The following is a 17,643-nucleotide window of genomic DNA, read 5'->3' as shown; positions in this document are numbered from 1 at the left end:
CAGAATAGCCTGCGGCGCCCGCGGCACCCAGGGCCGGTTCAGGACACGCCGTGTGACGTCGCGGATAGTGATCGGAAGAGTCAAATCCTGCTAGAGTTTCCGCCTCGCATGGGCGTGGGTCAGCGTCGACCCCTATCTCTACGGCCCCGCCCGGAACCCGGGCTGGAGGCCACGCATGCCCGCACAGCCGCCCCTCCGCGTCATCCAGTGGGCCACGGGCGCCGTCGGAAGCTATGCGCTTCGCAGCGTCATCGCCCGTCCCGAGTTCGAGCTCGCCGGCGTGCTCGTCTACGACCCCGACAAGGTCGGGCTGGACGCCGGGCCGCTGGTGGGGCTGCCCGACACGGGCGTCTACTGCGTCGACGACTTCGACGGCGTCATCGCCGCCGAGGCCGACTGCGTCCTGCACATGCCGCTCCCGGCCGCCTACTTCGGCGGCGACTACGCCGCCGACCTTGAGACGGTCTGCGCGCTCCTGGCCTCGGGCAAGAACGTCATCACGACCACCGGCTTCATCTATCCCCAGGTGTACGGCCCTGCGGTGGTCGATCGCCTGGAGGCCGCCTGCCGTGAGGGCGGCACCTCGGTGTACGGCACCGGGATCAACCCGGGGTTCATGAGCGACCTGCTCCCGCTGGCCCTCACCGGGCTGTCGACGCGGCTCGACCACATCTACGTGCGCGAGTCGTCCGACTTCCTCGGGCATCCGTCGCGGCAGATCGTCATGGACCTGATCGGGTTCGGCCGCGCGCCGAAGGACTACGCCGACGCCGTGCGTCCGTTCAGGAACGTCCAGCGGGCGCTGTTCTCCGAGAGCGTCCAGCTCGTCGCGAGCGCGCTCGACGTGCGGCTCGACGAGGTCGAGGAGACCGACGAGTACGAGCTGGCGACCGAGGAGTTCGAGATCACCGCCGGCGTCGTGCGGCCGGGCACGGTCTGCGCCTCACGGTGGATCTTCTCCGGGCTCGTCGGGGGGCGGCCGTTCATGACGGTGGAGTGCGTCTACAAGGCCGACGCCGCGAAGGTCGGGCGATGGCCCGCGCCGGGCTTCGCCATCCACATCGAGGGCCGGCCGCAGATGATGATCACGATCGACGAGGTCTCCCACGGGCTGGCGGGCGCCGCCGCGCACGCGGTCAACTCCATCGCCTCGGTCTGCGCGGCCCCGCCCGGCATCCGCACCCTGCTCGACCTCCCGCTCGCCACGGGCCGAGGCGCCATCCGCCTGGCCTGAGCGCCCGCGCGCCCGTACGGCCGGTGAGGCACGCGTCCGTACGGGCGGCGTGGTGCGGCGCGTCCGTACGGGCGGCGTGGTGCGGCGCGTCCGTACGGGCGGCCCGGTGCGGGGCGCGTCGGTACGGGCGGCGGTCAGGGCGGGGAGAGGTGCTTGACGATGTCGGCGACCTGGGCCTTCTGGGTGACGGCGACCTGCCGCGCGAGGGCGACGGTCCCGCGGTCCTTGCCCTCGTCGCGCGCCTTCTCGGCGAGCCTGACTCCGTAGTCGGTGTGCCGGGCGAGCGTCGTCAGCCAGAGCCGGTCGAAAGCCGGCCCCGACTTGCCCTTGAGGAGCAGGAGCTGGGCCGGGGACAGCATCCCCGGCATCTGGTGCTGGGGAGGATCGTCGGTGTCCGGCACCGTGAACTCCCACGCCCGGAGCGAGCGCGCCATCACGTCGATCTGGGCGGTCTCGTCGTCGATGATCCTTTTCGCCAGGCCCCTGACGTACACGTCCTGGCTGCGCTCCGGGACGAGCCGTGCCAGCGTGATCGACTGGCCGTAGTGCAGGATCATCTCCCGCGAGAAGAGCACGTCCGTCAGGTTGTACGGGATGTCGTAGGCGGCGGCCACCGGGACGGCCCGCCCGGGGGCCGAGGCGCAGCCGGTGACCCCCGGCATGGCCAGCGCCGCGACGAGGCCCATGGCCGCGACGCCGAGGTTCCCGCGCATCGGCTTCCCCTTCCCCGCGACGGCGTCCGGCGCCGGATCGGCCGGAGCGCGGAGGAGACCCGCGCTCCGTCGTTCCGGGATACGCGGATTTCGCCTGAAGCGTTCAGACCCGCCGCTGGGAAAGGTTCAGGAGTGCGGGGTGAAGCGGCCGAACCGGCCCTGGTGGTACAGCAGGGGACGGCCCGTCGTGTCTATCCCCGTGCCGGTCACCAGGCCGACCACCAGGATGTGGTCGCCGATCTCGACGGTCGTGTGCGGCGCGCAGACCAGATGGGCGGACACGCCGCTCAGCAGGGGCACGCCGCCGGGCCCCGGGCCCCACCGGGTCGGCTCGGCGAACCGGTCGACCCCCTTGCGCGCGAACCTCGACGCGAGCTCGGCCTGGTCGCTGGCGAGGACGTTGACGGCGAAGCTCTCCGCCTGCCGCAGCCAGGGCCAGGTCGTGGACGACTGGTCGACGTAGAACGAGACCAGCGGCGGGTTGAGGCTGACGGAGGAGAAGGAGGTCGCGGTCAGGCCGACCGGGACCCCCCCGGCCTGCGCCGTCACCACGACCACCCCGGCCGCGTGCACGGCCAGCGCCCGGCGGAAGCCCTCGCTGTCCACGGCCCGTTCCGAAAGTGTCTCGGTCATACCGTCGCGCCTTCTTTCAGCGCGATCTGGGGCACCACCCGGTCCGCCCACCGGCCCAGCACCTCCTCAGGAGCGGCGATCTCGGATTCGAGCAACGCCAGGCCGGGCGTCGGCACGTTCGCGCCCAGCTCCACCAGCAGCGGCCGCAGGTGGGTCTCGACCGCGAGCGCGTGCCGCGCGTCGCCCATCACCAGCACGGGCAGCGCGACCGTACCGGCCAGCGCCTGGGACGGCAGCCGGTCGAGGAAGACCTTGAGCAGGCCGGTGTAGGTGCCCTTGTACGTCGGACTGGCCACCAGAAGGACCTTCGCTCCCGCGACCTGCTGGAGCGCCTGCTGGACCTCGGCCGGGGGCTTCGGGTCCAGCAGGACCGGGGCCAGGGCGGCCAGGTCGACCACATCCCGCTTTCCTGGGTATTCGAGCCGCTCTGCCACCAGCCCGGCCGCGTGCTCCGCCGCCGTCCGCGTACGTGACCCTTCCCGCGGATTGCCTACCAACGTGACGAAACTCATCTGTCGCTCACCACTCTTCTCCCGGTTCCCGCGACGGCACCGGCCGCGTCGCGCCGATGCGAGGAGTGCTCAGAGATTGCCGCTGTCAGCTCGTGCGGAGACACTGGGCGCTGGTGACGTGGCCGAAGTCCACGTGCGCGCGCCTGGTCAGGGGGATCTGGCTCATGCTCGAAACCTACGTAGACCAAACCGTAATGTCAATATTCCCTACTGGTTTTCCCTGAAATACTAAATGTCCGGATACCAGAGGTCCGGCTCGCCCGCCACGCGGCGGAGACGGCCCCGGGCCTCCAGGTAGACCAGGTGGGCGAGGGTCTCGTTGGTGGCGGCCCTGCGCATGAAGGCCGGGATGGTGTCCCAGGGCCGCGACCAGGTCAGCCGGGTCGTGACGTCCCAGCAGTCGGCCCCGTCGGCGCCCGAGACCGCCGACTCGATCTCCGCCAGCCGCTTCGCGTGGTGGGCCATGACGTAGTCCACCCGGTCGGCCAGCTCCAGGAAGCGGTACTCGTGGGCGGGCAGCACCTCGTCCACCTCGAAGTCCCTGACGGCCGCCAGGGCGTCGAGGTAGTCGGCGAGCGGGTCGGGCGCCGACTGCGGGTGGACGGCCACGATCGGGGTGATCCTCGCGAGCACGTGGTCCCCGGAGAACAGCACCCGGCGCGAGGGCGAGACGAAGCACAGGTGCCCGGGCGAGTGGCCGGGGGTCCATACGGCCCGCAGGTCCCAGCCGGGCAGGTCGAGCGTGGCGCCGTCCTCGATGAGCCGGTCGGGCGCGGCCATGGTCACGTACTGGCGGATCATCTTGGACGCCCCGCTCAGCTCGTCGAGCGTGAGCGGGGGCACGCCCGAGCGGGCCAGCAGCGCCCGCTCACGCGCGACCAGGGAGTCGATCGCCGACTCGTCGTAGCGGTCGCGCACCAGCGCCGCGTCCGCCGGATGCAGGCCGATCCACGCGCCCGACGCCTCGCGGACCCGGCCCGCGAGGCCGTAGTGGTCGGGGTGGATGTGGGTGACCAGCACCGCGCGCACGTCGGTCATCGCGTACCCGGCCACGGCGAGCCCGTCCACCAGGGCGGAGTAGGCCTCCTCGGTGTTCCAGCCCGCGTCGATGATCGCCACGCCGTCGGGCAGCTCCAGCGCGTACACGAGGACGTACCTGAGCGGGTTGATCGGGATGGGCACCGGGATCGACCACAGCCCGGGACGCACCTGTTCCACCTTCGGCATGGCCCCGCTCAGCCAGGCGTCCCGCTGCTCCTCGCTCGCCGGCGTGACCCTTCTGCCGGGCTCGGCCGCCTTCGTCGCCTCGCCCATGGCCGGTCCCGCCCCTCGATCGCTCATCCCCGCGCTCCCTTCGGCCTTCGACGCCTCGATTGTGCACCGGTCACCGAATGTTGTTCTACTCGGGGGGTGTCCCAGCGGACGGCAGCCGTACGTAAAGCAGGGCGGACACGAGCACGACGGCGGCGGCGGCCCACCAGGCGGCGGCCGTACCCGCCCGGGAGGCCAGCAGCCCGAGGCCCAGCGCGGAGACCATCCCTCCGAACTGCAACTGCAGCGAGTCGACGGACATCAGCGTGGCCCGCTGCGAGGAGCCGACCCTGCGGTGCATCATCTCCACGCGCAGCAGCCCGGCGACCCCCATGGCCGCGAACATCACCACGTAGGCGGCGCCCGCCGCGGCGACACCCCAGACTCCGGTCAGCACGGTCGTGGCCGCCAGGGTCCCGAGCGCTCCGGCTCCGGCCACCGTGCCCGCCACGGCCGCCGGGACCGATCCCTTGAGCACCCGCGCCGCCCACGGGGCCGCCCAGGACCCGAAGCCGCTGGCGGCGAACCCGGCGGAGGCGACGAGGGCGTACACCGAGCTTGCGGACTCCGCCCCTCCGGTCAGCGAGGCGAGCCTGCCCGGGGTCAGCACCTCGATCGAGTAGAGCCCCGCCCCGATCGCGAAGGACACCAGCAGCAGCCGGCCGAGCGCCCGGTCGCGAAGCCCCAGCCGGAGCCCGGACCCGATGGTGACGGCCACGTCACGCAGGACGAACCCGATCGTGGGCCGCGGATGGGGCGGCTCGGGCATGGCGACGAGGACGACGACGAAGAGCACGGCCGCCGCGACCGCCGCGGCGATCATCGGCGTGACGAGGCCCCCGGGCAGCACGAGCGGCATGAAGCCGCCGGTGAGCGTGGCCACGCAGAGCGACACCGACCCCATGGCCTCTCCCCTGGCCAGGCCGGGCTTGAGATCGGCCTCCGGCCCCCGCGCGGCGTGCAGCATGTCGACGTACCAGGCCTGGGCGGGCCCGCTGGACAGCGCGCGGGCGATCCCCTTGAGCACGGAGGCGACCGCGAACAGCCAGACCGAGGTGGCCACGGCCAGCAACGCCAGCCCGGCGACGCTGAAGAGGGCGGAGACGGCGAGCAGCACCCGCCGCCCGAGGACGTCGGCGAGGCCGCCGGTGGGGAGCTCAAGGGCCACGATGACGACCGCCTGGACGGACAGCACCATCCCCACCTGCGCGAGGTCCAGCCCCCGGGAGGTCATGAGCAAGATCATCGATGCCATCGTCAGGCCCGCGGGGAACCACGTCAGGAAGCTGATGAGGGCATAGCTCCGCATCGCCGTGCGCGGCGGGAGGACGTGGGAGGCTCCCGCGATGGCCGCCGTACGGGAAGCGGTGCCGGCGCCCTCGGACGGCCCCTCCGCGTGGTGGGGGGCGCTCATCCGCTGTACCCCCGTGTGGGGAAGGCCGCCATGTGCAGCGAGACCCGTTGAACTTCGGGACTGCCTGAATCGTGCGCCTCCAGCTCGCGGATCATGACCGCGAAGCGCTCGTACAGGAGCTTCACCGACGCGGGGGTGAGCCGGGCGATGTCGTCGGACATGCCCGCCGCTTCGACCCAGGCCGGCCCCCAGGACTCCCGCTCGCTCTCGAACCGCTCGCGGTCGTGGACCAGGACCTCGATCTGCCGGTCGCGCATGAACCCGGCCGCCTCCCGGCCCTCCGGGCTGCCGCCCAGCTCCAGCTCGCTCCACGACGTGTAGCTGTGGACGGACCGCCAGCGGCGCTCCCGCGCGTCCCGCTGCTCGGGGTCCTGCTCGACGAAGCCGTACCTGGCGAGCTGCCGCAGATGGTAGCTCGTGGAGCCGGAGCTCTCCCCGAACCTCGCGGCCAGCTCGGTGGCCGTCGCCGGCCCTTCGACACGGAGGGCGCCGAGCAACCGCACCCGCAGCGGGTGCGCCACCGCCTTCAGCGCCTGGGGATCGCTCACACGGTAGGTGTCCGGAGATTTGCTCATATGCCAAAGGTAACTTTGCAAAGTCATATTTGCAAAGTGTTGTTTGTGATACCATCGAGTGAAACTTTCATGGCGCGAGCGCCCTCCGGAACCCCGCGCAGCACGGCGACGGGCGCAAGCCGCACCGGGGCGGCGCGGCCGGGCGCACGGGCCGCGATCATCCATTGACGCCCGCTGGACCCGTTGGAACCATGCGGGGACCGTTGTCTGGGAGCGCTCCCATACAGCGCTCCAATCCATGACTTCCTGGGGAAATCGCGTGATCAGACCATCCCGGCGGTGGGCGGCCTCGCTCGCCGTCACCGCGGCGGCCACCCTGGCTGTGTCCGCTACGTCCGCTCTGTCCGCCCCGGCCGCCAGCGCGTCCGGTACAACGACCGCATCCACCCCGGCCGTGAGCGCGCTCGCGGAGGGCCCCGAGCAGATCGTCAACGGGACCTTCGACAGCGGCAGCGACCCCTGGTGGCACACCGCCAACCTGACCTTCGACACCAGCGGCGGGCGGCTGTGCGCCGACGTCCCCGGTGGCACCGTCAACCCGTGGGACGTCATCATCGGCCAGGACGACATCCCCCTGGTCAAGGACGAGACCTACGCGTTCAGCCTCTACGGGTCCGCCGACCCCTCGAAGGTCGGCCGGGCGCTGGTGCAGCTCCCCGTCGACCCGTACACGGCGTACCTGACCGCCAACCCCGAACTCGGCCCCGGCGGCGCCACCTACACCTACACGTTCACCTCGCCGGTCGACCTCCCGAACGCCCAGGTGGCGTTCCAGATCGGCGGCAGCGCCACGCCGTGGCGGTTCTGCGTGGACGATGTCTCCCTCAAGGGCGGGGCCGAGCGCGAGGTCTACAAGCCCGACACCGGCCCGAGGGTCCGCGTGAACCAGGTGGCCTACCTTCCCAAGGGCCCGAAGAACGCGACCGTGGTGACCGACGCCACGACGGCCCTTCCCTGGCGCCTCAACGACGGCGGCGGCCACGTCGTCGCCTCCGGGAGCACCGCGCCGCGCGGCGTGGACGCCAGCTCGGGGCAGAACGTCCACTCGATCGACTTCGGGTCGTACACCAAGGCGGGCACCGGCTACACGCTCTCGGCGGACGGCGAGACCAGCCGGCCGTTCGACATCGGCGGGGCCGCCTACGAGCAGCTCGGCACGGACGCGCTGAAGTTCTACTACCCGCAGCGCAGCGGCATCGAGATCCTCGACGGCCTGCGGCCCGGATACGCCAGGCCCGCCGGGCACGCCGGAGTCGCCCCGAACCAGGGTGACACCAACGTGCCCTGTCAGCCGGGGGTCTGTGACTACTCCCTGGACGTCTCCGGCGGCTGGTACGACGCGGGCGACCACGGGAAGTACGTCGTGAACGGCGGCATCTCGGTCGCCCAGCTCATGGGCGAGTTCGAGCGCACCAAGAACGCCGCGACGGCCAGGCCGCAGACGGACGGCACGCTGGCCGTCCCCGAGAGCGGCAACGGCGTCCCCGACATCCTCGACGAGGCCCGCTGGGAGCAGGAGTTCCTGCTCAAGATGCAGGTCCCCGACGGCAAGCCGTTCGCGGGCATGGCACACCACAAGATCCACGACCAGAACTGGACCGGCCTGCCGCTGCTCCCCCACCTGGACGCCCAGAAGCGCGAGCTGCACCCGGTGTCCACGGCCGCGACGCTCAACCTCGCCGCCACCGCCGCCCAGGCCGCCCGCCTGTACGCCCCGTACGACGCGGCGTTCGCGGCCAGGAACCTGACCGCCGCCCGCAAGGCCTGGACGGCCGCCAAGGCGAACCCCGCCAAGCTCGCCTCCCCCTCGGACGGCACCGGCGGCGGGACCTACGACGACGCCGACGTCAGCGACGAGTTCTACTGGGCCGCCGCCGAGCTCTACATCACCACGGGCGAGAAGGAGTTCAAGGACTACGTGCTGGCCTCGCCGAAGCACACCGCCGACGTCTGGGGCCCGAAGGGCTTCGACTGGGGCAACGTCGCCCCGCTCGGCCGTCTCGACCTCGCCACCGTGCCCAACGGCCTGCCCGGCCGCGACCAGGTGCGCCAGTCCGTGGTCCAGGGGGCCGACAAGTACGTCGCCGCGCTCGCCGCGCACCCGTACGGCCTGCCGTACGACGCGACGAGCTACGACTGGGGCTCCAACAGCCAGATCCTGAACACCATGATCGTGATGGCCTCGGCGTACGACATCACCGGCACCCAGAAGTACCGGGACGGGGTGCTCCAGGGCATCGACTACATCTTCGGCCGCAACGCCCTGAACCAGTCGTACGTCACCGGCTACGGCGAGGTGGCCTCGCACAACCAGCACAGCCGGTGGTACTCCCACCAGCTCGACGCCACCCTGCCGAACCCGCCCAAGGGCACCCTCGCGGGCGGCCCCAACTCCGGCATCCAGGACCCGCTCGCCGCCGAGAAGCTCAAGGACTGCAAGCCGCAGTTCTGCTACATCGACGACATCAACTCCTGGGCGACCAACGAGCTGACGATCAACTGGAACTCGCCGCTGTCGTGGATCTCGGCGTTCGTCGCCGGCCAGGGCGACGGAACGGTGAAGGCCCCCGGGAAGTGCCAGGTGACCTACACGACGCACGGGGAGTGGCCCTCCGGGTTCACCACCCAGGTCACGGTCAAGAACACCGGCACGGCCACGATCGACGGCTGGACGCTGAAGTGGGCCTTCCTCGGCGGCCAGAAGACCGACGGCTTCTGGAGCGCCGACTTCACCCAGAGCGGCGCGACGGTGACCGCGAAGAACCTCGACTGGAACGCCAAGATCAAGCCGGGGCAGTCGGTGACGTTCGGCTTCAACGGCAAGAGCGCCCCCGGCGCCAACCCGGCTCCGGAGCTTTTCACCCTCAACGGCGCCGCCTGCGCCTGATCCGCTGAAGGGCACAAGGGCCGGCCGCCCCGGGGGGCCGGCCCTTTGTGGTGCCCTGAGGCCCCCGGCCCCGGTTAGGGTATGCCGCATGATCGAAGGCATCTGGATCGACGAGGCGGTCACCGACCTGCGGCCGGACTTCAGGGTGCTGGTCATCGGCGCGTACGGCCTGCGCAACGGGCCATCCGACGACCACTCCCGGGGCTGGCTGGCCGAGGCGGCGGCGGAGGCCGTACGGCCAGACGACGACAAGATCGTCGCCTGGCAGGACGCCTACCGCGCCTTCGGCGCCAAGCCGCAGCGCACCCGCCCGTCGGTGGACGCCCTGGTGCGCCGGGTGCCGCCCCCCGAGATCAACCTCGTCGTGGACGCGTACAACGCGGTCAGCATCCGCCACGCGCTGCCCATCGGCGGCGAGGACCTCGCTCACTACGAGGGCACGGCGAGGCTCGTACGCGCGGCCGGCGACGAGCCGTTCGACGCGATCGAGAAGGGCGAGGCGGTCATCGACCACCCGGAGATCGGCGAGGTGGTCTGGAGGGACGACCGGGGGATCACCTGCCGCCGGTGGAACTGGCGCCAGTGCGTACGCACCCGCATCACCGAGAGCACCGTGGACGCGCTCTTCCTGCTCGAACGGCTCGCGCCGATGTCGCTGGAGGAGCTCTCGGCGGCCGGGGAGGAGCTGGCCGGGCTGCTCAGGGAGATCAGCCCCGAGGTCCGCGTCGAGGCGCGCCTGGTGGGCCCGGCCGCGTAGGGAGGGGCTCGACTGGTGGGCCGGCCGTGCGGGAGAGCGCAGGTAAGCATGGCCTCACCCCCCGGACGGGCTACCCGGGCGTGACCAGTTTGAACGGTCCTGGGATGATCGGGCGGTGAGCCGGGCCGAGACCGCACACGCCACTTATTTGGGCGAGTAGCCTTGGACAGGTTCTCTAATCAACAACGCCGATCTGCGGAAGAGGGCGATTTCCGCCGTGTCGTCTGAGTCGTCGCGGACAAACCCACTCACCAACTTTGGTCAGAACGAGTGGCTTGTCGACGAGCTGTACCAGAAGTATCTCCAGGACCCGGAGTCTGTCGACCGTGCCTGGTGGAACTTCTTCGCTGACTACAACCCCGAATCCGGTACGAGCCGCACGTCGGCACCGGGGGGGTCCAACGGCGCGACGGCAGACGCCGCTCCTGGGACCACCACGGCACCGACGCCCAAGCAGGCTCCCCCGGTGGAGGCCGCACCCAAGGCCGCCAAGGCGACGACTCCGGCACCGAGCCCGCAGGCCGAGAAGGCCAAGCCCGCGGCGGCCCCCTCGGGCGCCGAGGAGGTCCGCCTGCGTGGCGCGGCCGCGCGCACGGCGGCCAACATGGATCTCAGCCTGGCGGTCCCCACGGCCACCAGCGTGCGGGTGGTACCGGCGAAGCTGCTCATCGACAACCGAATCGTGATCAACAACCACCTGTCGCGCGGTCGCGGCGGCAAGGTGTCGTTCACCCACCTCATCGGCTACGCGATCGTCAAGGCGCTCGCGTCGATGCCGGACATGAACTACTCCTACGCCGAGGTCGACGGCAAGCCGACGCTGGTCAAGCCCGAGCACGTCGGCCTGGGCCTCGCGATCGACGTGCAGAAGAGCGACGGCACCCGCCAGCTCCTCGTGCCGTCGATCAAGGGCGCCGAGTCGATGGACTTCCGCCAGTTCTGGACGGCCTACGAGGACATCGTCCGCAAGGCCCGCGGCGGCAAGCTCGGTGTCGACGACTTCGCCGGCACCACCATCAGCCTCACCAACCCCGGCACGATCGGCACCGTGCACTCGGTCCCGCGCCTCATGCAGGGGCAGGGCACGATCATCGGCGTCGGCGCGATGGAGTACCCCGCCGAGTACCAGGGCGCCTCCACCGAGACGCTCAACCGGCTCGCGGTGAGCAAGGTCATGACGCTCACGAGCACCTATGACCACCGCATCATCCAGGGCGCCCAGTCGGGTGACTTCCTCCGCCGCATCCACCAGCTCCTGCTGGGCGAGGAGGGTTTCTACGACGAGATCTTCCAGGCGCTGCGGATCCCCTACGAGCCGGTCCGCTGGGTCAAGGACATCTCGGCCACCCACGACGACGACGTGGCCAAGTCGGCCCGCGTCATCGAGCTGGTCCACGCCTACCGCGTGCGCGGCCACCTCATGGCCGACACCGACCCGCTTGAGTACAACCAGCGCAAGCACCCCGACCTCGACATCAAGTCCCACGGCCTCACCTTGTGGGACCTTGAGCGCGAGTTCGCCACGGGCGGCTTCGGCGGCAAGCCGCTGATGAAGCTCCGCGACATCCTGGGCGTGCTGCGCGACTCCTACTGCCGCACGGTCGGCATCGAGTACATGCACATCCAGAACCCCGAGGAGCGGGCCTGGATCCAGTCGCGGGTCGAGAAGCCGCACGCCCGGCCGAGCCGGGAGGAGCAGCTCCACATCCTGCGCCGCCTCAACACCTCCGAGGCGTTCGAGACGTTCCTGCAGACCAAGTACGTCGGGCAGAAGCGCTTCTCGCTGGAGGGCGGCGAGTCGCTGATCCCGCTGCTCGACTCGGTGATCAGCTCCGCGGCCGACGAGCAGCTCGACGAGGTCGTGATCGGCATGGCCCACCGCGGCCGCCTCAACGTCCTCGCCAACATCGTCGGCAAGTCGTACGCCCAGGTGTTCGGCGAGTTCGAGGGCAACCTCGACCCGCGCAGCGCCCACGGCTCCGGTGACGTGAAGTACCACCTCGGGGCCTCAGGCGACTTCACCGCCCCCGGCGGCAACAAGATCGCGACGTCGGTCGTGGCCAACCCCTCGCACCTGGAGGCCGTCGACCCGGTCACCGAAGGCGTCGTCCGGGCCAAGCAGGACCTCTTGGAGCGCGGCGAGGAGGGCTTCACCGTCCTTCCCGTGCTCGTGCACGGCGACGCGGCCTTCGCGGGCCAGGGCGTGGTGGCCGAGACGCTGCACCTCTCGCAGCTTCGCGGCTACCGCACCGGTGGCACGGTGCACGTCGTGGTCAACAACCAGGTCGGCTTCACCACCTCGCCGGCCTCGTCGCGGTCCAGCGTGTACGCCACCGACGTGGCCCGCATGATCCAAGCGCCGATCTTCCACGTCAACGGCGACGACCCCGAGGCCGTCGTGCGGGTGGGCCGGCTGGCCTACGAGTACCGCCAGACGTTCCGCAAGGACGTGGTGATCGACCTGGTCTGCTACCGCCGCCGCGGCCACAACGAGACCGACAACCCGAGCTTCACCCAGCCGCTGATGTACGACCTGATCGACGCCAAGCGGTCCATCCGGAAGCTCTACACCGAGGCGCTGATCGGCCGTGGCGACATCACGGTCGACGAGGCCGAGCAGGCGCTCCGCGACTACCAGGAGCAGCTTGAGCGGGCCTTCACCGAGACCCGAGAGGCCGGCAAGAGGCCTCTGGAGCCCGGTGCGGTCGTCAAGCCGGCCCCTGACGAGGTAGTGCCGTGGTCGCACGACGACACGGCGTCGGCCATCACCGAGGAGACGGTGAAGCGGGTCGTCGAGACCCAGCTGAACCTCCCCGAGGGCTTCACGGTCCACCCGCGCCTGTCCCCGCTGCTGCAGCGCCGGGGTCAGATGGTCACCGAGGACGCCATCGACTGGGCCATGGGCGAGACCCTGGCCTTCGGCTCACTGCTGATCGACGGCCATCCGGTCCGCCTCGTCGGGCAGGACTCCCGCCGTGGCACCTTCGGCCAGCGGCACGCCGTGCTGGTCGACCGGGTCACCGGTGAGGACCACACGCCGCTGAAGTCGTTCAACGAGGGCACCACGAAGTTCTACGTCTACGACTCCCTGCTGTCGGAGTTCGCGGCGATGGGCTTCGAGTACGGCTACAGCGTCGTACGGCCGGACGCCCTGGTCGCCTGGGAGGCGCAGTTCGGCGACTTCGCCAACGGCGCCCAGTCGATCATCGACGAGTTCATCTCGGCGGGCGAGCAGAAGTGGGGCCAGCGCTCTTCAGTGGTCCTGCTGCTGCCGCACGGCTACGAGGGCCAGGGTCCCGACCACTCCTCCGCCCGCATCGAGCGGTTCCTCCAGATGTGCGCGCTGGACAACATGACGGTGGCGCAGCCGACCACCCCGGCGAACTACTTCCACCTGCTCCGCTGGCAGGTGCTGTCGGGCCGTCACAAGCCGCTGATCGTCTTCACGCCGAAGTCGCTGCTGCGGCTCAGGGCTGCGGCCTCGGCGACCGCCGAGTTCACCTCCGGCGCGTTCCGCCCGGTGATCGGCGACTCGACCGTCGACCCGTCGAACGTCAGGCGCGTGGTGCTCTGCTCCGGCAGGGTCTACTACGACCTGGCGGCGGCCCGCGACAAGCAGGAGCGCACGGACGTGGCGATCGTGCGGCTGGAGCGGCTCTACCCGTTCCCGGCCGAGGAGCTGCGGGCCGAGCTCTCCCGCTACAGCCTGGACACCGAGCTGGTCTGGGCGCAGGACGAGCCGATCAACATGGGCCCGTGGCCCTATCTCGCCCTGAAGCTCACCGAGGACCCCGAGGTCCTGGGAGGCCGTGGCCTGCGCCGGGTGTCACGTCCGGCCAACTCGTCGCCCGCGGTCGGCTCGCACGCCGCCCACGACGCCGAGTTGGAGCAGATCACCACCGCCAGCCTCGGCTGACAGCCGGTTTCACGTAAGAAGGAAGTCCCCCACAGGGTGGTTCTGTGGGGGACTTCCTCATATGTCCTGCTATGTCATGGAGATGTGATGTATTTCACTGATAAGGGAATCGAAGAGCTCGTCGAGCGGCGGGGCGAGGAGGAGGTCGCCATGACGTGGCTGGCCGAGCGCCTTCGCGAGTTCGTCGACCTGAACCCCGAGTTCGAGACGCCCGTGGAGCGCCTCGCCACCTGGCTCGCCCGGCTCGACGACCAGGACGACGACTGATCCAGGGTACCGTCGGCGGCAAAACGCGATACATCTTGACTTTCCCTGGACGAGATATATCGTGTTATGTGGAAGCTAGCCGATAAGAGCCGTCGAAGGGCGAGACCATGCCCAAGTGGACCATCGAGAAGCCCGAGCAACTAACGTTCGGCGCAGTGAGCTCGTTGAGCGTGCGCATCGTGGCGGGCCGCCTGGCCGTGCTGGCGAGCGACGGGCCACCCAGCCTGGAAGTCAGCGACATCGGGACACCCCCGCTCATGGTCGAGCACGATGAGAACGGCCGCCTCACCGTGGCGTACAAGGACCTGACCTGGGACGGCATCCTCGGCTGGCTGCGGCCGGGGCGGCGCGAGACCACGCTGACGCTGACGGTCCCGAAGGACTGCCCGGTCCAGGCGGGGGTGATCTCCGCCTCGGCGGTGGTCGCGGGGTTCGAGAGGCACACCAACGTCAAGAGCGTCTCCGGTGAGATCGTGCTCGACGGGGTCAGCGGCGAGATCGAGGCCGAGACGGTGTCCGGCGCTGTCGAGAGCAGGGGGCTCGCCGGAGATCTCGCGTTCACGAGCGTGGCGGGCGAGCTGACCGTCGCGGGCGGGACCCCGCGCCGCCTGCGCGCCAACACGGTCTCCGGCCGCATCACCGCCGACCTGGAGCTCCCGCCGACCGGCCACGTCACCCTGCACAGCGTGTCGGGCGCCATCCTCGTACGGCTGCCGCACTCGGTCGACACCGACGTGCACCTGCGCTCGACGTCGGGCCGGCTGCACAGCGCGTTCTCCGGCCTCGACAACTCCAACCGCCCGGGGGCCAAGTCCGTGTCCGGCCGCATCGGCGGGGGGATGGCCTCCCTGTCGGCCACCACCGTGTCGGCCGACGTCACGCTTCTGAGGAGAGACCAGTGAGCCCGGTTTTCGCCCATGGAAGGCTCCGGCTGTACTTGCTGAAGCTGCTGGAGGAGAGCCCGCGACACGGCTACGAGGTGATCAGGCTCCTTCAGGACCGCTTCCTCGGCGTGTACTCCCCCTCGCCCGGAACGATCTACCCCCGGCTGGCCCGCCTGGAGGAAGAGGGCCTGGTCACCCACGAGGTCGTGGAGGGCAAGAAGGTCTTCACGATCACCGACAAGGGCCGGGCCGAGCTGGCGGCGCGCATGGACGAGCTGGCCGATCTGGAACAGGAGATCTCCCAGTCGATCCGCGACATCGCCCGCGAGGTCAAGGAGGACGTACGCGACACCGTGCGGTCCCTGCGCGACGAGCTCACCCAGGCGGCCCGTGACGTGCGCCAGGGCTCCAAGGAGGAGCAGCGCCAGGCCAAGGACGACCTCCGCGCCGTCAAGGACGACTACCGTCAGGCCTGGCGCGACCAGAAGCAGGCATGGCAGGAGCAGAAGCAGGAGTTCCAGCGCCAGAAGCAAGCCTGGAAGGACGAGGGCCAGCGCTGGAAGCACGACTGGCTGCGAGGCGTGTGGGGCGACACCTGGCAGGGCCGGGGCTCGCGCGACCATGACGCCGAGCTGGGGCGGATGCTGGCCGAGTTCGTCGAGGAGGTCCGTGGCGCGGCGGCGGCGTCCTCGGTGACCGAGGAGGCTCTGGCGACCGCTCACGACGCGCTCTACGAAGCGGCCGTCCGAATCCGCTCCGCACTCCAGTGATGATCCTTTACGGCTTCCGGCCGGCCCTGTTCCGGGTCGCCCCGCGGCTCGGCGAGGAGTCCGTGCCGCGGCTCGACCCCCACCTCGCCCAGCGGCGCGGTCCGCAGCTCGATCCCGGAAGCCGGGGGGACGCGGCGGCGGCCGCCGGGCCGTAGCCGCCCATCCCCCCTGTCGCACCGGGAAGCCCACCCGCCGCGCAGCCGCTCACCACCGGCGGGCCGCTTCCCTGACCGGTCCGCTCATCCGTCCGTCCGCTGATCCGTCCGTCCGCTGATCCGTCCGGTCAGTCCCCTGGCTCGGTCGGTTTCCCGGCTCGGTCAGTTTTCGGTCGTCGTGAAGACGATCTTCCCGAAGACGTCGCCCTGGTGGAGCGCCGCGAAACCCTCGTCGGCGCGGGTCAGCGGCATGACCCTGTCCACGACGGGACGTACGCCGGTCTGCTCCAGGAACGTGGTAAGCCGTCCGAGCTGGTCGCGCGTCCCCATGGTGGAGCCGACCACCGAGAGTTGGAGGAAGAAGACCCGGTTGAGGTCGGCCGGCGGCACCGCGCCGCTCGTAGCGCCCGAGACGACGATCCGGCCGCCGGGACGCAGCGACTTGAGCGAGTGGTCCCAGGTGGCCTGCCCGACCGTCTCCATCACGGCGTCCACCCGCTCGGGAAGCCGGGAACCCGGTGCGAACACCTGGTCGGCGCCGAGCTCAAGGGCCCTGGCGCGCTTCTCCTCAGATCGGCTCGTCGCCCATACGCGGTAGCCGCCCGCCCGGCCGAGGGCGATGAGCGCGGTGGCCACCCCGCCGCCGGCCCCCTGGACGAGCACGGTCGACCCCGGCTCCAGCCCCGCCTTGTCGAACAGCATCCGGTAGGCGGTCAGCCATGCGGTCGGCAAACACGCAGCCTCCTCGAACGACAGCGCGGCGGGCTTGGGCACCAGGTTCCGGCGCGGCACCGCGACCCTCTCGGCGAACGTGCCGTCGTAGGTCTCCGACAGCAGCGAGCGCTTGGGGTCCAGGGTCTCGTCCCCGTTGACGGGGGTGCCGATCACCGAGTGGACGACGACCTCGTTGCCGTCCTCGTCGACCCCGGCGGCGTCGCAGCCGAGGACGATGGGCAGCCGGTCCTGGCGGATGCCGACCCCCTTGAGCGTCCAGAGGTCGTGGTGGTTGAGGGCCGCGGCCCTGACGGTCACCGTGGTCCACCCCTCGGGGACCTTGGGCTCGGGGTGCTCACCGAGCGTGAGCCCGGCGAGAGGGGTGTCGGAGTCGGTACGTGTGCACGTTACGGCGAACATGGCGGAACCCTATCCCCGCGCTCCGGACCGCCCTGGTGTGCCCACCCTCTCCAGGGCGCGCCATCCATGCGGCCGCCGGATAAACCGCGCGTATCAGTGCAAATTCACGGATAGCGTCCCTTGGTCGCATTGGAATTCGTAGCGCGTGATGAACCACGCCCACGGCGGTTACCGGAGCTAGGCCGCAATTTTGGTCAAACCACCGCACAGCGGTCCGACGACACGCCGATACCCAAATAAATGCGAGCGCCCGCGCTGAATCGCTGAAGCTCTCAGACGGACTTTTGCCACGACGCGCTTTCCCCGCCCTCGCAGGGCTTCCCGCCTGCACGACCCCGGGACGCCTGCCCGACTTATCACGATAAAAGGCCGAGTAGTTACCTTATATTTTTTGCAATTAACTCGCTGCTAGCGCGAATCTCCCGCATGTCGGACAACGGTATTGAGGTCGACCATGCGTAGGGTCGGACATGCAGGCGCG

At 70.4% G+C, this 17,643-nt stretch carries 15 protein-coding genes; 8 read left to right on the top strand and 7 right to left on the bottom strand.

What is annotated here, in order from left to right:
* Nucleotides 1–175: 175 nt before the first annotated feature.
* Nucleotides 176–1,234 (top strand): dihydrodipicolinate reductase, encoded by a 1,059-nt coding sequence (locus ACGFIV_RS22100; RefSeq protein ID WP_392837359.1) that lies wholly within the window; start codon nt 176–178, stop codon nt 1,232–1,234.
* Between the two features lie 134 nt (nt 1,235–1,368).
* Here ACGFIV_RS22100 and ACGFIV_RS22095 read toward each other — a convergent pair whose 3' ends face one another.
* The 6 genes from ACGFIV_RS22095 to ACGFIV_RS22070 all read right to left on the bottom strand — a co-directional run bounded on the left by ACGFIV_RS22095 (nt 1,369) and on the right by ACGFIV_RS22070 (nt 6,392).
* A complete protein-coding gene (locus ACGFIV_RS22095) occupies nt 1,369–1,947 on the bottom strand; it encodes a DUF305 domain-containing protein (protein WP_358549931.1) in 579 nt (192 codons plus the stop codon).
* A 126-nt stretch (nt 1,948–2,073) separates the two neighbouring features.
* Entirely contained in the window at nt 2,074–2,580 is a 507-nt protein-coding gene (locus ACGFIV_RS22090) for a flavin reductase family protein (RefSeq protein WP_358549933.1), read from the bottom strand.
* Nucleotides 2,577–3,092 (bottom strand): NAD(P)H-dependent oxidoreductase, encoded by a 516-nt coding sequence (locus ACGFIV_RS22085; RefSeq protein WP_358549935.1) that lies wholly within the window; start codon nt 3,090–3,092, stop codon nt 2,577–2,579. Before ACGFIV_RS22085 ends, ACGFIV_RS22090 begins: the two co-directional genes overlap by 4 nt.
* A gap of 228 nt (nt 3,093–3,320) precedes the next feature.
* On the bottom strand, nt 3,321–4,433 hold the full coding sequence (locus ACGFIV_RS22080) for an MBL fold metallo-hydrolase (RefSeq protein WP_392837356.1): 1,113 nt from the start codon (nt 4,431–4,433) through the stop codon (nt 3,321–3,323).
* Between the two features lie 58 nt (nt 4,434–4,491).
* A complete protein-coding gene (locus ACGFIV_RS22075; RefSeq protein WP_358549939.1) occupies nt 4,492–5,817 on the bottom strand; it encodes an MFS transporter in 1,326 nt (441 codons plus the stop codon).
* On the bottom strand, nt 5,814–6,392 hold the full coding sequence (locus ACGFIV_RS22070; protein ID WP_392837354.1) for an ArsR/SmtB family transcription factor: 579 nt from the start codon (nt 6,390–6,392) through the stop codon (nt 5,814–5,816). The genes ACGFIV_RS22075 and ACGFIV_RS22070 overlap by 4 nt, the downstream gene beginning before the upstream one ends.
* Before the next feature lie 259 nt (nt 6,393–6,651).
* Here ACGFIV_RS22070 and ACGFIV_RS22065 point away from each other — a divergent pair, with 259 nt between their 5' ends.
* The 7 genes from ACGFIV_RS22065 (at nt 6,652) to ACGFIV_RS22035 (ending at nt 16,028) form a co-directional block, all read left to right on the top strand.
* Nucleotides 6,652–9,279, top strand: a complete 2,628-nt coding sequence (locus tag ACGFIV_RS22065; RefSeq protein WP_392837352.1) for a glycoside hydrolase family 9 protein — start codon at nt 6,652–6,654, stop codon at nt 9,277–9,279.
* A gap of 88 nt (nt 9,280–9,367) precedes the next feature.
* The gene (locus ACGFIV_RS22060) at nt 9,368–10,036 is read left to right on the top strand and encodes a phenylalanine--tRNA ligase beta subunit-related protein (protein ID WP_358549945.1); all 669 of its coding nucleotides are present in this window, start codon (nt 9,368–9,370) and stop codon (nt 10,034–10,036) included.
* Between the two features lie 217 nt (nt 10,037–10,253).
* On the top strand, nt 10,254–13,952 hold the full coding sequence (locus ACGFIV_RS22055; protein ID WP_358549947.1) for a multifunctional oxoglutarate decarboxylase/oxoglutarate dehydrogenase thiamine pyrophosphate-binding subunit/dihydrolipoyllysine-residue succinyltransferase subunit: 3,699 nt from the start codon (nt 10,254–10,256) through the stop codon (nt 13,950–13,952).
* A gap of 87 nt (nt 13,953–14,039) precedes the next feature.
* Complete coding sequence (locus tag ACGFIV_RS22050) at nt 14,040–14,219, top strand: DUF6104 family protein (protein ID WP_358549949.1); 180 nt, start codon at nt 14,040–14,042, stop codon at nt 14,217–14,219.
* Between the two features lie 107 nt (nt 14,220–14,326).
* A complete protein-coding gene (locus tag ACGFIV_RS22045; protein ID WP_392837349.1) occupies nt 14,327–15,121 on the top strand; it encodes a DUF4097 domain-containing protein in 795 nt (264 codons plus the stop codon).
* On the top strand, nt 15,118–15,873 hold the full coding sequence (locus ACGFIV_RS22040; RefSeq protein WP_392837347.1) for a helix-turn-helix transcriptional regulator: 756 nt from the start codon (nt 15,118–15,120) through the stop codon (nt 15,871–15,873). Before ACGFIV_RS22045 ends, ACGFIV_RS22040 begins: the two co-directional genes overlap by 4 nt.
* Entirely contained in the window at nt 15,873–16,028 is a 156-nt protein-coding gene (locus ACGFIV_RS22035) for a hypothetical protein (RefSeq protein WP_392837344.1), read from the top strand. Before ACGFIV_RS22040 ends, ACGFIV_RS22035 begins: the two co-directional genes overlap by 1 nt.
* Nucleotides 16,029–16,190: 162 nt before the next feature.
* On the opposite strand, the gene ACGFIV_RS22030 is transcribed toward ACGFIV_RS22035, so the two are convergent.
* Entirely contained in the window at nt 16,191–17,162 is a 972-nt protein-coding gene (locus ACGFIV_RS22030; RefSeq protein WP_392837341.1) for a zinc-binding dehydrogenase, read from the bottom strand.
* Nucleotides 17,163–17,643 lie beyond the last annotated feature (481 nt).

The organism is Sphaerisporangium sp. NPDC049003 (genome assembly GCF_043197795.1).
Classification (GTDB): domain Bacteria; phylum Actinomycetota; class Actinomycetes; order Streptosporangiales; family Streptosporangiaceae; genus Sphaerisporangium.
Note: the sequence above shows the minus strand (reverse complement) of the source record. Positions and strands in the feature narration are given on the sequence as shown.